The organism is Bdellovibrio sp. (genome assembly GCF_036384735.1).
Lineage (GTDB): Bacteria > Bdellovibrionota > Bdellovibrionia > Bdellovibrionales > Bdellovibrionaceae > Bdellovibrio.
The window spans coordinates 173,138-188,187 of the sequence record NZ_DASVLT010000010.1; the positions used below are offsets into that span (position 1 = coordinate 173,138).

Consider the following 15,050-nt stretch of genomic DNA (forward strand, 5'->3'; position numbering starts at 1 on the left):
TAATTGTGGAGTCACGATTAGAGTCATATCAAAACAAACTGATTGAAAAATCGCTGCCACTTTCAGAACGAGTGGTTGAGGCTTTTTATGCTCATCCCAGGCATCTTTTCGTGCCTGAGTATTTGCCACACAAAGCTTACGAAGATCGTGCGTTGTCAATCTATGAAAAAGAGCCTTATCGATCAACGATTTCTCAACCAAGCTTTGTCCTTCGCATTCTTGATCTGATGGAGCTAGAGCCGGGGCAGAAAGTCTACGAGCTTGGCGCGGGCAGTGGGTGGAATTCAGCATTGCTTGCTTATTTAGTGGGTCCTTCAGGGCAGGTGATCTCGACGGAAATTATCCCCGAAATCGCGGAGCGAGCGCAAAAAATCCTGCGGGATCGGAATGTTGCAAACGCCAGGGTTTTAAATAGGGATGGTTTCGAGGGAACTATTAGCGAAGGACCATTTGATCGAATTATTTTTACGGCAGGATCTGCTGAATTTCCTGAAAAGCTTTTTTCAAGTCTGAAAGAAAACGGACTGATGGTTTTCGTTCGTGAGCGTGGTGGCGGTGAAGATGAACTTTTGGAAGTGATTCGAAAAAAAGACGGTCACGCGGAAGTGAAGATTTCGATTCCTTGCCAATTTGTTCCGGTGGTCAGGAAAAAAGAATCCCATCTGGATGATGGGATTCTCGAGTGATGAGCAGGGTCATTGAAGATAATTCTTAAAGATTTTTCGGTTTGAAATTTCTTTCTTTCGGAGCTTTAGGATTTATCTCAAGAACCCGCTCTTCATTTTCTTTACGAACTATGTCAGCTTTGGATTCTTCTGGCTCATCATAGAGGTGATATCGCTCGGCCATTTGTTCGATGTGCTCGCTGGCGTCTTCGATTTTCATTCCTACTTTACGTTCTAGAAGATCCATCAAAGAACGGCGTTCGCCACCTGTTCTTTCGATGTCATTTTCTGTAAGCTCATGCCATTTCTCCATGAGCTCTTTTTTAAAATCTCGCCAACCGTGGCCCGGGATTGTTGCCATAGACACCTCCTATCTTTGAATAGGTTCGACGATAATATCGATGCGTCTGTTTTGAGCGCGGCCTGCTGATGTTTTATTATCACTGACAGGTTTGGTAGCGCCTAAACCTACAGACTCGACATTGTCCAGTGTAACAGCGCCATTGGCGACAAGATAGTCTTGAACGGATTTAGCGCGTCGCTCGGAAAGAGTCATGTTTTTCTCGGCACTTCCTGTTGAATCCGTATGTCCTTCGACAATAACTTTTGATGGGCCGGCTTGGCTGATAGCTTCATTTACTTTTTCCAGCAATTCTTGATTTCTAGGGCCGAGTGTTGCTTGGTTCACTGGGAATTGCAGAGCTTTCAAGCGAATAGTGACACGACCGCCTTCTGGAAATACTTCTGCTTCGTTCGGTTTGAATTGACGACGGATAGCAGCTGCTTGATTGATCAATGCTTGGCTCTGTTTCAATTCAGCTTGTTGACGCTCCATTTGATTTAATTCGTGTTCGGTGCTTCTGTTTTCACGACTCAGGCTTGTGATGGCACGTTGTTGACGTTCCGCTTGTAAGACGAGATCTTCCGTATTGCCTTGTTTTACTTTTCCGACAATATCAACTAGATGCACGGATTCGGCCGTTGCATCGGCGGCAGCCTTATTGATCGCTGCTGAATTTCTTGGATTTGCAGCAATAATTTTTGCGGCGTTATCGTACTTCATTGTGGTGAGCTCATAGGACTTCGGAGCGACCTTCTTTGCATTATCTTTCTCGGCAATCTTGATATTATCATCTGCTTTTCCCAGAGCCATTTTCATGACGGCGTCTTTTTCAAGTTTGCGATATTTGGCGACGATGTCAGGGCCTTTTTTCTCGGCAGGTTTGATATTTCCTTTTTCAATATCCTTAGTAACGCTTTCAAGTTCTTTGCCTGTGGAAGCCCACTCTTTAGGGAGGGATTCATTGGCCTTAGCGTTCAATGCTCCACGGCGGGCATCTTGGATGTCCTTCATTTGCATGGTTGCAATTTCAGATTTAGCCAAGGCCTCTTTTAAATATCCCCGAGAGTAAGCCACTTGTTCGATAATATCAGCGTTGCTTTTTCCAGCATCACGTTTTTTTATAGCACTTTTCAAAGAGTCTTCTGCCTTACTAAAGTTTGTTGGCGAAAGGACATCAATTTGGCGATCGCGTGCTTCATTAATCATCTGTTGGGTCTTATCAATCTCGGTTGCAGGATTTGCAGTGGAAGAGATGTCAGGAACAGTCGGTGGGGCACTGGCACAACCAATAAAACCTGTTGCTAAGGTTAAGACAAAGATGGTTGCTAAGTTTCTTGAATGCATAAATCCTCCTTAAAGAAAATTCGGCCAGATAATTAAAAATTAATCCGCGATCTATAGGAGGTAAAAGAAAATGAGCAACTGAACTTGGTTGTATGCTTAAGATCAGATGACAAGACGAAGCGAAGGTAAGGTTTCTTGCTTATGTGAAAGTCTTTGGACTTTACCTATCAGTGTAAAAACAGAAAGCTACAGAGGGAATAAAGACTGGCGGCGATTAAGATACCGCCGGCGATTTTTTTTTGACGTGCAGATCCGGCAGCAATAACTTTTTTGATCATGCCCGGGAATAAACTTAAGGCAGGAATTCCCCCCAAAGCAAACAACGCCATGATAAAAGCGCCAGCCCAAGGGCTTTGACTTGCCATCGCCGCGATCAAATAAGTGTAAAGCCAACTGCAAGGAAGTAGTCCGCTTAATAAGCCTACTACGATCCCCGAAGATTGAAGGTTTAACGGAAGTTTCGTGCGCATGGACCTAAAGATCTTTTGCGATACAGCCATTTGTGGGACGTGTTGAGGGAATAGAAATGAAAGGCCCATGAGCAACAAAAATAAAGCAAAGACAATGGATGAGACCGTTCTGAGCCAAATAAAAGAAGAACTTAAAAGACTTTGCCCGAGCAGACCACAAAGTGCCCCGAGAGTTGTATAAGAAAGAAGTCTTGCGATGTGGTATGAGACAAGACTTTTCTTTTGTGCCATGAGACTAGCGATAGGACCGCACATTCCAGCGCAGTGCCAACTGCCCAGAAAACTGGAGGTGAGAATTCCTAACGCTAGAATCACAGACTGATTCATAGCTCCCTCGGTCCAACTATCGTAACTTCCCTAACTCCGATGAAGTCACTTTGCAAATCGCGAATTTGTATTTTTATTTTAATCTTTCCGTCGTGTCCCTTGAACGCTGTAGGAGGAAGGCGCAAGAAGAAGAACCATTCGTGATTGTCGCCAGCATTTAATGTGAGTGGATTTTCTCCAGTCATGAGTTGAATTCCTAGAGGAGCGCCAAGTAAACGCAATTCATAGGTCGCGGATGTGTTGCCTTCATTGCTAATGTGGATTTTGAATTGGTTTTGAATAATTTCTTCATTCGCTTCATTCTTTATATAAGAATAGGGCAAGCCTGCGCCCCGCAAGACGGTCCAATCCGTTGGACTGTGAGTTCTTAAGAAATAAAACAATGTGACGGATAAACCCAAAAGAAGAACGATATAGATAATCGAGCGAGGACGCTTCCACGTTAATTTACTACCATCTAAAGTTTGATAGCGAATCAGGCCCCGTGGCTTCTTAACTTTGTCCATAATTTCATCACAGGCATCGATGCAAGCGGTGCAGCTTAGGCATTCCATTTGTAGCCCATTGCGAATATCGATTCCAGTGGGGCAGACTTGCACACAGCGGTTGCAGCTGACGCAGTCACCTTTTTTATCGCCAACGCTGCCTTTTCGTGGTTCACCGCGAGCCACATCGTAAACGACAGAAACCGATTTTTGATCCAGTAACAAAGATTGAATGCGGCCATAAGGGCACATGATCACGCAGAATTGCTCACGGAACCAGACAAAATCAAAAAGAACGACAGAAGTAAAGGCCACGGTTAAAAGGAAGTATGTCCAGTTATCTTCTGGATTTCTTTGCATCATCTCGATAAGGCTTTCGGCTCCAACAAAGTAAGCCATAAAGCTGTGTGAGATAGCTAAAGAGACAAGAATAAAGCAAATCCATTTTAAGGAAACTTTGCGGATTTTTGTAAAGTCAAAAGGGGCGTCACGCAATTGACGACGTTGAATGTAATTCCCCTCGGTCCATTGTTCAATTTGGCGGAAAACAGATTCTACAAAGACAGTTTGCGGACAGGCCCAACCACACCAAACGCGCCCCCATACAGAAGTGATGAAAGCGAGTCCGATGCCAAGAATAGCCAAGATGAAAAACAACAGCGGGGCGTCGTGGGCTTTGAATAAAGCTCCGAACAGGTAAAATTCCCTGTCCGGAATATTAATAAGAACAGTTTGACGATGATTCATCGTCGTCCATGGAATGGCTAAGAAAATAAAAAGCAAAATGCCATGAACAATTTTGCGACGCTTATGAAAATAGCCGCGCACTTCAGCGGGGATCAGACGGATGCGATCCCCATTTTCATCGACAGAAGTGAGTTTTCCTGGATCAAGTGTACTCATGGCGCTTTGTTTCCTTGTGGTGGTTTTGCACCGGGTGGATTACTTCCATGTTTCGAAAGAATAAATGCAGCTAGGCTGTAGATTTCTTCGCGCTTTAAGGAAGGTCCCCATGGCGGCATTCCTTTATCAGGTACGCCCTCACGGATTGTTTTTACAATATCCATGCGTGTTCCCTGGCCATGTAACCAATAGTCATCTGTTAAGTTCGGACCAATCAGACCTTGCAGCTGTTGACCATGACAAGCTGTACATTTTGTAGCAAACAATTCGCCACCGGCTTTGACGACGCCACCAGCAGCAAAGATTTGCTTCAAGGCATCTTCAGTTTCGACAGGGCTTGTCGCCTCCATGGATGCTTTCTGTTTTTCTAGAGCCGTCATAGCAACCTGCAACTCTTGTTGCAGACTTTGGCCTCCGCCAAATTCATAGTGTATGAAATAGAGGAAGCCGAAAATGATCGTTAAAAAGAATGTCCATAGCCACCAGGTTGGAAGGGGATTGTCATGTTCGACAATGCCATCGTACTCGTGGAATTTATTTTCAGAATCGCTCATGAGAAAATTCTCCGTCTTTTAGGGGCAGTTGTTCCATTTCTTTATAAAAACCCTTAGCCATTTTGCGATTCACCCAAATAAGGACACCGCAGAAGAACAGCATGAAAATAGCTAGGCCGATGACTGTTAAGTAAGTGTCAGTGAAATAAGCTAGTCCTTCTTTCATTGGGCTGCTCCTTGTGCTTTTTGTCCAAGAGATTGAAGGTAGGCAATCAAGGCGACGATTTCTTTTTTCTCTAAACCTTTTGGCCCACCATTTTTCTCAATGTCTTCGGCGATAGTTTTCGCTTGTTTTTGCGCTTTGATATCAGCATTTGCAACGTCATCTTCCTCGTAAGGAACACCAAGGTGTTTCATGACCGATAACGATTTTCTAAGCGAAATAAAGTCAGTGTTTTTTTCTGCCAACCATGGATAGTTTGGCATGATACTTCTTGGAGTCACGGCACGAGGATCCATCATATGGCTATAGTGCCAAAGATTTGGATATTTCTTACCGACGCGAGCCAAATCTGGGCCTGTACGTTTTGATCCCCACTGGAACGGACGATCATACAAAGATTCTTCCACTGTTGACGCTTTTCCATAACGAAGAACTTCAGAAACAATGGGACGAATCTGCTGTGAATGACAAAGATAGCAGCCTTCGCGGATATAGATGTCCCGACCGGCAATCTCGAGCGGAGACTCAGGATTCACTAAATTCGCAGGTGTAATATATTTGTGCAAAGCCAGTGTCGGATAAATCTCAATAACGCTTCCAACAAGAATGGCAATGAAAGCCAGAACTGAGAAAGTAAATCCCATTCCCTCTAGTTTGCGATGAGTTTCTTTAGTCACTTCATCGTAGCCCGTGCGAGTTACAGAATGAGCTTGAGACGGTTGAGCCTTTGGCGCCATCTGGATTGTTTTAAAGATGTTATAACACATGAGCAGGAAGCCGATGATGAACAAAGCTCCACCCAATGCGCGAACCCAATAGAGCGGCACAATGCGAACGACGGTCTCAATAAAATCAGGATAAGTTAAAGTACCATCTTTATTAATTGCTCTCCACATCAAGCCCTGAGTGATACCGGCAGTGACCATTGAGATGTAGTAGAGAAGAATACCGACAAGTCCGATCCAGAAATGATTTTCCAGAAGTTTTTTCGAGTAAAGTTTTGTGTTCCACAAGCGCGGAACCAGATAGTAAATCATACCGAAAGAAAGAAAGCCATTCCAACCAAGAGCACCTGAGTGCACGTGGCCAATAATCCAATCAGTATAGTGACCGATAGCCGATACAGATTTGATTGAAAGAAGAGGTCCTTCGAATGTGGCCATCCCATAAAAAGTCAAAGCTGCGACGAAGAATTTTAAAAGAGGCTCTTTGCGCAATAGATCCCAAGAACCTTTTAGGGTCAAAAGACCATTGATCATGCCACCCCATGATGGAGCCCATAACATGATCGAGAAAACCATTCCAAGGGTTTGTGCCCACTCTGGCAAAGAAGTGTAAAGCAAGTGATGCGGACCAGCCCAGATATAGATAAATACCAACGACCAAAAATGCACGATGGAAAGTCGATAAGAATAGATCGGACGATTCGCAGCCTTTGGTACAAAGTAATACATCAATCCTAAGAATGGTGTGGTTAAGAAGAACGCCACGGCATTATGACCATACCACCATTGGACCAAGGCATCCTGAATGCCTGAATACACTGGATAAGACTTGAATGGTCCCACTGGAATAGCGATAGAATTCACGATATGCAAAACCGCGACAGTGATAATCGTCGCAATATAGAACCAAATCGCCACATACATGTGTTTTTCGCGACGTTGACGAATGGTCATAAAGAAATTCACAGCGAAGACAACCCAAATCACAGTGATCGCAATATCAATCGGCCATTCTAGTTCTGCGTATTCTTTCCCTTGTGTGTATCCCAATGGTAAAGTGATGGCAGCAGAGATGATGATTAATTGCCAGCCCCAGAAGTGAATTCTTGATAAGGTGTCTGAGAAAAGTCGGGTTTTCAACAGTCTTTGAGTGGAATAATAAATCCCGGCGAAAATCGCATTACCTGCGAATGCAAAAATGGCGGCATTTGTATGCAGAGGTCGAAGACGACCGAAGGTAATCCATTCCAAATTCATATTCATCGGCCAATAAGCCAACTCCAGCGCGATGAATAATCCAAATATGAACGCCGCCAAAGCCCAGAGCAACGTCGCAAGGGTAAACTTCTTGACGATATCATCGTCATAGAAAATTTCCTCTATTAAATTCTTACTTGTGTTCACGTCCTATCCTTTCATTGTCTTCTTTTAAAATTCTGTGAGCTGGTGTTTCTAAATCGTCAAATTGTCCTTGAGAGTTGGCCCATAAAAAGGCCGAGATAAATCCGACTCCAAGGAGTAGCGCCATGGGGATCATTAAGATCAAAATATTCATCGGAACCCCCAAAATGAAGACGCGATAATCAAAAGCGAGCTGATGGGCATAAGGATCGCCGCCATCATTGGATTGATAAATCCTGTTAAAGCTAAAACAGCACCGATCATATTGTAAATGAGTGAGAGTATCAGGTTGCGGATCAGAATTTTGCGAGATTGCTCTGCGAGGTCAAAAAGATTTAATAATGACTCGAGGCCTGTGCGTGTGAAATATACATCTGCGCTTTGCAAACTGATATCTAGGCTGCCTTTAACGGCGATGCCGACGTCGGCTCGTTGCAATGAAAGCGCATCATTGGCGCCGTCGCCAATCATGCAGGTGTGGGTGAGTTCTTGTAGGATGCTTAACTTGTCCTCTGGGAAAAGTTCACCAAACGCATCGGCTTCTGCGATACCGCATTTTTTTGCGACCTCTCGAACACGTGCATTTTTATCGCCAGATAAAATAAAGCAATGAAGACCGCGCTTATTTAGAGCCTTCACCAAAGAGGCCGCGTTGTCGCGGATCTCGTCATTAAAATAAAGACGGCATTGGGTGTGACCATTTTTAAAGACCTCAACAGCCAATTCCGAGTCGTGGGTTGTGTCAGACAAGGCTTTAATTTCATAGATGTCGCCTTGGATAGAGCCGCGAACCCCTTGTCCAAAAATTTCTTCGAAGCTTTCTACTTTTGGATAAGCAGTAGCTTTCCAAGTCTTGCGAAGTGCAAAGGCTACCGGATGAACTGATTGATTTTCAATGGCTAAAATATTGTTGATGAGATCTTGCTGAATGACCTGCGGAGCCGAGTGAGCGAGCCCCAAATGTCCCTCGGTCAAAGTTCCTGTTTTATCAAAGAAGACATTTCTGACATTCAAAATTTTTTCGAGACTGTCAGAGTTTTTAATGAGTATCCCCAGGCGTTGTGCTTTCTTCAAAGCCAAACCCAATGCCAACGGAGTGCCGAAAGCCAATGCGCAGGGACAAGCAAGGACGATAAGAGCCAGACTGCGATTGAAGGCTTCAACAGCGTTGATGTGATAATAGATAATAAAGAAAATCAAAGCGGCCGCAAAAACGGTGATTATTAATTTTTGCGCGAGTCGATCCGACAGAGCTCCGAAATGACTTTTTAAATAAGCATTTTGATCAAGTTTATTGAAAAGCTCACCCAATTTGCTGGATTCAAAGGGCTGAAGAACACGAATACGCGCTTCTTCGTTTAAAAGCTTGCTGCCTGCATAAATCATCATGCCCTTAGTAAAATTGCGGGGCAGAGACTCGCCGTTAAATAGAGATAAATCCAAAGAGGCTTCTTGCGATAAAAGCTCGCTGTCCGCGGGAACCGATTGCAAACGTGATAACAGAAGTTCTTGGCCCGGACGAACTTTATTCCAAGGCAGGGAGTGCTCGGAATCTGCTACTTTGTAGAATTCATTCTTAAACAATGAAACTGCGCGGGCCGGAGCTAAATAATTCTGCTGAACTCGTTTTAAAAGATAACGTGCTGACAGGATCAGGAAAAGAAAACTGGCGGTGCTATCGAAATAAATAGGGCCGCCACTGTAGACTAGGTTGTAAGTAGAAAATAAAAATCCTGACCATAGTGCGAGGACGATAGGAAGATCCGCACTAACGTGGTGGTACTTTAAAGAAGCCCAAGCGCCTTGATAAAAAGGTATCGCTGAATAAAATAATATTGGTAAGAACAATGCAAAGCTCAACCAATTGAAGATCGTAGCCCATCCCCCATCCAGTCCCGCATAGACAGGAACGACGAACAGCATTGTATTGCCAGCGCAAAAGCCAGCGATGGCGATACGGTTTAAAAATTTTCTATTTTCTGCTTTATATTTTTCCGCCAGATTGTCCTTGGCGCTGATCAGAGAAGGGGTATAGCCCAGCTCTTTAATAAGTTGTGCGGTTTTTGCTAAAGAGCCGTTTTCGTCGAGTTGCACAGCGACAGTGGATTGGCCGAAATTCACACGAACTTTTTCAAGGTCTTCGTAAAACTCGGGCATTTTTTCTAGAATGTGAACACACGAAGAGCAGTGTAGACCCTCTGCGTGGAAGAGGTAATTGTAGTCTTCGTTTTCTTGACGATAAAGATCTTTAAATTCTGGAGAATCTAAATGCTTAAATTCTTGCGAGGGGGGGACGGTAACAGAGGGGACTTTTTGCGATAGTAATTCGCAGGCGTCACAACAGAAGCTCTTTCCTTCGGAAGGTAATCCGCAAAACTGACAGTGTTGTGTGCTAGTGAAATCCATAAGTGCCTCTCACCGGCAGTATCGTCAAGGTGAGGCACACAAAACATGATGGCAATCAGCTTAGTCTGAAATTACAACCCCGGGGTGGAGATGCGTTCGAGCAGTTTCTCTCGCGAAATGATACGAATGCTGCGACCATCGGTTTGGTCGATAAGCCCGTCTTTCTCGAATTGAGCCAGCGTGCGGATGACGGTCTCTGGAGTCGTCCCAGCCCACTGAGCGATTTCACGACGAGTCCAATTCTGATGCGCAAAGTGGTCTTGCAGAAATAAGAGGGCATCTGCGATTCTTTCGGCAGCTCCTTTATCCATTTGACCCATCCACTTTTGTTCGGCGATGCGCAGATCTTTTGAGACATGCTCAAGAAGTTTTAAAGCCATCTCCGGATGTTTAGAGAAGACGTGCATGATATCTGCTTTGGAAATAAAGCAAAGTTCACAATCCTCTACAGCAATAGCAGAAGCGTGATAAGGCTCATTGGCAAAAAGAGAGCGATACCCCAAAGCTCCACCAGGCCCCATCAAACGAAGGGTGTGAGCCGCCCCTGTCGGAGAGGTCACTTCTAATTTTACCAAACCACTTTGAATCGTGAAAATGCCCAAGGAATCATTGCCGGCATAGAAAATCACCTGGCCTGCTTTGAACTTGCAAGCAATCCGAGCTTTTTGAATAGCTTCAATGGCATCGGGAAAAGAACAAAGGATGCTTTCATCTTTCATTCCGCAAGTTTGACAGATATTTGAAGAAGGATTCTTTAGACAATCAGGTTTTGGGTTCGCCATAGAATAAGGATACCAAAAACAAGCATCTTTTTGATACAGAAAATGCTCTGCCGCGCGGGCTTTTTATCTTCGTAAGGCCTGGTCGATGAGAAGGTTGTCCTCAAGACCTCGATTTAATGGGGTGTTAAGACGATGAATTGCATCTAATGCGTTCGCTGGGATGTTCCAAGGTTTTAAGAGTGTCTCTAAAACGTCACGGAACTCTGCCTCGGACTGGGAACTGAGGACGGCATTCATCTCGACCTGGTCTCGACGTTTGAAGTACCCAAGAACCACTGCTTTCAAAGTTTTTAAAAGATGAAGAGGGACCGAGTTCATATCGGACATCAAATAATGAAGTTCGTCGCGAAATTTAAAATCCAACTGCATCATTTGATCGGTCACGGTGAACTGGCGAAGGATCACCAACTTTTGTGAAAACTGAATTTGCGCTAAGGCATTTTCGCGATGATGAAAGAAATGGTCTGCGTGAATCAAATCATGAACAATAAAACCTAAGACGTCACGACCCTCTAATACAAAATTTTGAATTTCTTCAGCGCTGATCAGCATGCTCACGCAACGGCGACCTTGCGCTTGCATCTCGAGAACCTCTTCCACTGAAGGAATCGTTGTTAAAAGCTTTAAATCATAAAGACCATTATGCCACTCACATAAAGAACGAGCGACTGAATAGGGGATCGAGCGCCAACTGTGGGTGCAAAAAAAATCAATAAAGAGGTGGTCATTTTCAAAACGCTTCAAAGAATTCATTGCCTGCAAATTTTCTGGCAAAGTGGATTTTAAAATCTGCAACGCAGAACGGGCCGTTAAAGTCGAAGAAGATTTTGTAAATCTTAAAGTCTGAGAGTGCGGACCACCGAAGAAATCTTGGGGACGGCGAAGAAAACAAAAGACCCAAATGTACGCGCAGACGATTTCGATATCGCTAAGTTGTCCTTGCTGCCAAAGCGCTAAGAAGGGCGATAGACTGCGGTAAGCTTGTCCCGCATGCTGATTTAAAAATGTCTCATCGAGAAGTCGATGACGAAAGCGCCCACTGCGAAGCATCGCGTAACATAATCCTTTCAGAACCGTCATTTCACCTGACAAAACTCTAACAAATAAGCCGTTGCCATTGGTCTTTCGTCTGTTTGTAATAAAGGCAACTCAATTCTGCAACAAGGATGTTGGGAGACGTATGAAAAAGCTTCTTCTCGTAATTGCGGTGCTGATCACATGGCAAAAGGTTCTTGCCGAGGGAAGCGCAGGGACGACGGATGTTCGCTTCGACAATTTTTATACTGTCAGCGAAGACTCCGCCGGCTCTTCAGAGGAAGATCCTGTTCGTGGTATCATAGATCCCGTTCAAACAGTTCAAAACATGTTAGTGAATACACCGAGCTGGGTGACCGAGTTGAAGGCCAAAGCCCTGTCGCTTCTTCAATTCGATCATCACAATGAAAACTATGGTGACGTGAACGAGTCCTACAATCGTTTTAAGCATTTCGGAACTTGGGTGAATGATAAATCCGATGATACTTGCTACAACACTCGTGCAAAAGTTTTGATTCGTGACTCTAAGACTCAAGTCGTTTTGAGCAGTAAAGGTTGTACAGTGGTTTCCGGAACCTGGGATGAGCCTTATTCAGGCAAAGAAGTCACTCAAGCAAGTGACATTCAAATCGATCACTTTGTTCCGTTAAAGAATGCATATATCAGTGGAGCCTTTAAGTGGGATTACCCTAAGCGTTGTCTTTATGCGAACTACATGGGAAATCCCTTTCATCTCATCTCTGCGGATGGTTCTCAAAATATGCGCAAGGGCGATAAGACACCGTTGGGCTATATGCCTCCTGCGAAAAACTATGCCTGTCAGTATCTTGAACAATGGTTGAAAGTGAAACTGATCTGGGATTTGGGATTAACTCCGCCAGAGAAAGAGGCTGTCATTTCTTTGATTCAAGAAAATAAATGTGATCTTAAGAAATTCAGTTATCCAGCCAAAGACCTTCAGGATCAAAGAAAATTCATCGACGAGCATATGGATCTTTGCCAATAGCTTGCACCTTTTCAGGCTGATCGCTAAGATCGGCCCATGAGTTATTCACAAGATAAAGTTTTAGGGATGTTGTGGGGCCTTCATGCGGGGGATTCTCTGGGGGCACCGCTGGAGTTTTTGCCGCCGTCTCGTGCCTGGAACACACACACTGAAATTGTGGGCGGAGGTAAATTCAATTGGCGAGCCGGTGAGGCCACAGATGATACCGACTTGATGTTGTGTGTGATAAAGTCCATTCAAAACTCAGGGCAGTTTTCTTTTGATACTTTGAAAAGAGAAATGCTGGCTTGGTATGAAAGTAATCCACCTGATATTGGAACAACGACAATCAAAGGTCTCAGAAATCTTGAAGCGGGGCTGCCACTGCGAGATTGTGGCTTTGTGAATAATGAATTTCAAGGCAACGGCTCGATCATGCGTGTGGCCCCTATGGCGTTGCTTAATGAAATTGTAACGACTTCGTATCAAGGACGTGAACAAACACTTCCTTTGCAAGAGGTTTTGGTCACACAAACGAAGATGACTCACGGTCATCAGCACTGTGTGCATACGGATTTGATATTTGTCGAAGCGGTGAAGGCTGTCCTTGAGGGGGAAACCAAGCAAAATGTCTTGGCACGTGCTTTAAGAAAAGCATGTCAGGTTTCTCCGTTTATTGAGTCTCGTATGGAGAAAATTCTTTCGACCTCGTGGAATGACTTGTCGACCTCGGGCTTTTGCGTGGACACATTGTGTGCAGGCTTGTGGGCTTTCATGAAGTATGACTCGCTTGAAGAGGCTTTGATCGCCGTAGTTAACAAAGGTGATGATTCTGATTCATGCGGAGCTGTGGCAGGTGTTTTGTGTGGAGCTTTTTACGGAAGCGATTCTATTCCGAGACGTTGGTTGCAGAAACTTGAGTTTCGCGATGAGATAAGAGATCAAATTCAGCAGTTTTTTGCTAAAGTTTAGTCAGTTTAAGAAGAGCTGTTCAAATGTGTGCCCTGCGGTTATGCTTTGAAAATGACTTACACAACGATTGAATTGCTTGGGACCCTCTTTTTTGCTTTAGCTGTTGTACATACATTCTTGGTGGGACGTATCCTTGCGTGGTCTCGTCATTATCCTAAAAATTCCTTGATGAACAATTTGCTTCATCTTTTTGGCGAGATTGAAGCGGTGTTTGCCATTTGGGCGGCTCTGTTCATGGCTATTTATATCGCGATTGAAGGATGGGGCCCCGCGATTCATTATCAAGAGTCCCTGGATTTCATCGAACCGTTTTTTATTTTTGCCATTATGGTGATTTGCTCAACACGACCGATTTTAACAGCGGCCCGTCAAGGGATATTGTCTGTCAGTTCTCTGATTCAAAAGATTTTTAAAACTCCCGCAGTGCTGACAGATTTAGTTGTGCTGCTGATCATCGGGCCGTTGAGTGGAAGCTTCATCACCGAGCCTGCCGCAATGACAGTGACAGCCTACCTGCTTAATTCAATGTTGCAAAAAGAATCGAGCAAATTGATTTATGCTTTGATTGCGGTGCTGTTCGTAAATGTTTCCATCGGTGGAGCTTTAACTCCCTTTGCGGCACCACCAATCTTGATGGTGGCTTCAAAGTGGCAGTGGGATTTTACATTTATTATCACGCATTTCGGTTGGAAAAGTGCTTTGGCTGTCACAGTGAATGCGGTGGGATTGATTTTGATTTTTAGAAAAACACTATCGGAAAGTTGCATCACCCTTCGGGACGTGGAAAAACGAATTGGAAATTCCCATGCGCCGATTCCGTGGGGCGTGATGGCCATTCATTTGATTTTCTTGGCGGGCGTTGTGGTGACGTCACATCATAAGAATGCATTTCTTGGAATTTTCTTATTGTTCTTAGGAGTCGCGGCGGTGACCTCACGTCACCAGGATCAACTACGCCTCAAGGAAGGTTTGCTAGTGTCCATGTTCTTGGGAGGAATCATTCAATTCGGAGCTTTCCAGAAATGGTGGCTCGCGCCTCTTTTAAGTAGCATGAGCGACATTCTTCTATTTAAAGGAGCCGTTGCTTTAACGGCTATAACAGACAATGCGGCTTTGACTTATTTGGGTTCACAAGTCGAGGGATTGTCTGAAGCCAGCAAGTACGCATTGGTCGGGGGAGCTATCGCCGGTGGCGGTTTGACGATCATCGCCAATGCTCCTAACGCTGCAGGATATTCAATTTTGAGTCAGAAATTCCCCGGAGGAATCAAACCTTTAAATCTTTTGATCGCTGCTTTAGCTCCGACAGCAGTGGCGATCGGATTTCTGTGGCTGCTGTAAATAAAAATTATTTTTGTTGCCCCCTAGACAAAACAAATCGGCTTGGTTTATCCTAGCAACACTCTAAAGAGAGGAGGACACCATGATTCTAGAAAAATCGCTTTCAGATAAGTCATTGAAGATGATGGGCCTTCCTCTTTCTGCTTTCT

At 44.4% G+C, this 15,050-nt stretch carries 15 protein-coding genes; 4 read left to right on the plus strand and 11 right to left on the minus strand.

Annotation, left to right across the window (positions count from 1 at the left end; translation table 11 throughout):
* The first annotated feature begins 5 nt into the window (after positions 1-5).
* A complete protein-coding gene (locus tag VF412_RS03500; protein WP_331337817.1) occupies positions 6-686 on the plus strand; it encodes a protein-L-isoaspartate O-methyltransferase in 681 nt (226 codons plus the stop codon).
* Positions 687-711: 25 nt separating this feature from the next.
* On the opposite strand, the gene VF412_RS03505 is transcribed toward VF412_RS03500, so the two are convergent.
* The 11 genes from VF412_RS03505 to VF412_RS03555 form a co-directional block, all read right to left on the minus strand.
* Positions 712-1,026, minus strand: coding sequence for a transcriptional regulator (locus VF412_RS03505; RefSeq protein ID WP_331337818.1), 315 nt, complete (start codon positions 1,024-1,026; stop codon positions 712-714).
* A gap of 9 nt (positions 1,027-1,035) precedes the next feature.
* Complete coding sequence (locus VF412_RS03510; protein WP_331337819.1) at positions 1,036-2,352, minus strand: OmpA family protein; 1,317 nt, start codon at positions 2,350-2,352, stop codon at positions 1,036-1,038.
* Between the two features lie 167 nt (positions 2,353-2,519).
* A complete protein-coding gene (locus tag VF412_RS03515) occupies positions 2,520-3,149 on the minus strand; it encodes a sulfite exporter TauE/SafE family protein (protein ID WP_331337820.1) in 630 nt (209 codons plus the stop codon).
* Positions 3,146-4,537: a cytochrome c oxidase accessory protein CcoG gene (ccoG, locus tag VF412_RS03520; RefSeq protein WP_331337821.1), complete on the minus strand. Its 1,392-nt coding sequence runs from the start codon at positions 4,535-4,537 to the stop codon at positions 3,146-3,148. The genes VF412_RS03515 and ccoG overlap by 4 nt, the downstream gene beginning before the upstream one ends.
* A complete protein-coding gene (locus tag VF412_RS03525) occupies positions 4,534-5,091 on the minus strand; it encodes a cbb3-type cytochrome c oxidase N-terminal domain-containing protein (RefSeq protein ID WP_331337822.1) in 558 nt (185 codons plus the stop codon). Before VF412_RS03525 ends, ccoG begins: the two co-directional genes overlap by 4 nt.
* Complete coding sequence (locus VF412_RS03530) at positions 5,078-5,257, minus strand: cbb3-type cytochrome c oxidase subunit 3 (protein WP_331337823.1); 180 nt, start codon at positions 5,255-5,257, stop codon at positions 5,078-5,080. The genes VF412_RS03525 and VF412_RS03530 overlap by 14 nt, the downstream gene beginning before the upstream one ends.
* On the minus strand, positions 5,254-7,383 hold the full coding sequence (ccoN, locus tag VF412_RS03535) for a cytochrome-c oxidase, cbb3-type subunit I (protein WP_331337824.1): 2,130 nt from the start codon (positions 7,381-7,383) through the stop codon (positions 5,254-5,256). The genes VF412_RS03530 and ccoN overlap by 4 nt, the downstream gene beginning before the upstream one ends.
* Positions 7,370-7,534 carry a cbb3-type cytochrome oxidase assembly protein CcoS gene (gene ccoS, locus VF412_RS03540; protein WP_331337825.1) on the minus strand — a complete coding sequence of 55 codons (165 nt, stop codon included), beginning with the start codon at positions 7,532-7,534 and terminating at the stop codon, positions 7,370-7,372. Before ccoS ends, ccoN begins: the two co-directional genes overlap by 14 nt.
* A complete protein-coding gene (locus tag VF412_RS03545) occupies positions 7,531-9,786 on the minus strand; it encodes a heavy metal translocating P-type ATPase (protein ID WP_331337826.1) in 2,256 nt (751 codons plus the stop codon). Before VF412_RS03545 ends, ccoS begins: the two co-directional genes overlap by 4 nt.
* Positions 9,787-9,857: 71 nt before the next feature.
* A complete protein-coding gene (locus tag VF412_RS03550) occupies positions 9,858-10,505 on the minus strand; it encodes a Crp/Fnr family transcriptional regulator (protein ID WP_331337827.1) in 648 nt (215 codons plus the stop codon).
* A gap of 126 nt (positions 10,506-10,631) precedes the next feature.
* The gene (locus tag VF412_RS03555) at positions 10,632-11,648 is read right to left on the minus strand and encodes a hypothetical protein (protein ID WP_331337828.1); all 1,017 of its coding nucleotides are present in this window, start codon (positions 11,646-11,648) and stop codon (positions 10,632-10,634) included.
* A gap of 100 nt (positions 11,649-11,748) precedes the next feature.
* On the opposite strand from VF412_RS03555, the gene VF412_RS03560 reads away from it, so the two are divergent.
* Genes VF412_RS03560 through VF412_RS03570 form a run of 3 tightly spaced genes read left to right on the plus strand, consistent with a single transcriptional unit; the run spans position 11,749 to position 14,901 of the window.
* Positions 11,749-12,609 (plus strand): HNH endonuclease family protein, encoded by an 861-nt coding sequence (locus tag VF412_RS03560; RefSeq protein ID WP_331337829.1) that lies wholly within the window; start codon positions 11,749-11,751, stop codon positions 12,607-12,609.
* A gap of 36 nt (positions 12,610-12,645) precedes the next feature.
* Positions 12,646-13,560 carry an ADP-ribosylglycohydrolase family protein gene (locus VF412_RS03565; RefSeq protein WP_331337830.1) on the plus strand — a complete coding sequence of 305 codons (915 nt, stop codon included), beginning with the start codon at positions 12,646-12,648 and terminating at the stop codon, positions 13,558-13,560.
* Positions 13,561-13,611: 51 nt separating this feature from the next.
* Positions 13,612-14,901 carry a putative Na+/H+ antiporter gene (locus VF412_RS03570; RefSeq protein ID WP_331337831.1) on the plus strand — a complete coding sequence of 430 codons (1,290 nt, stop codon included), beginning with the start codon at positions 13,612-13,614 and terminating at the stop codon, positions 14,899-14,901.
* Positions 14,902-15,050: the final 149 nt, after the last annotated feature.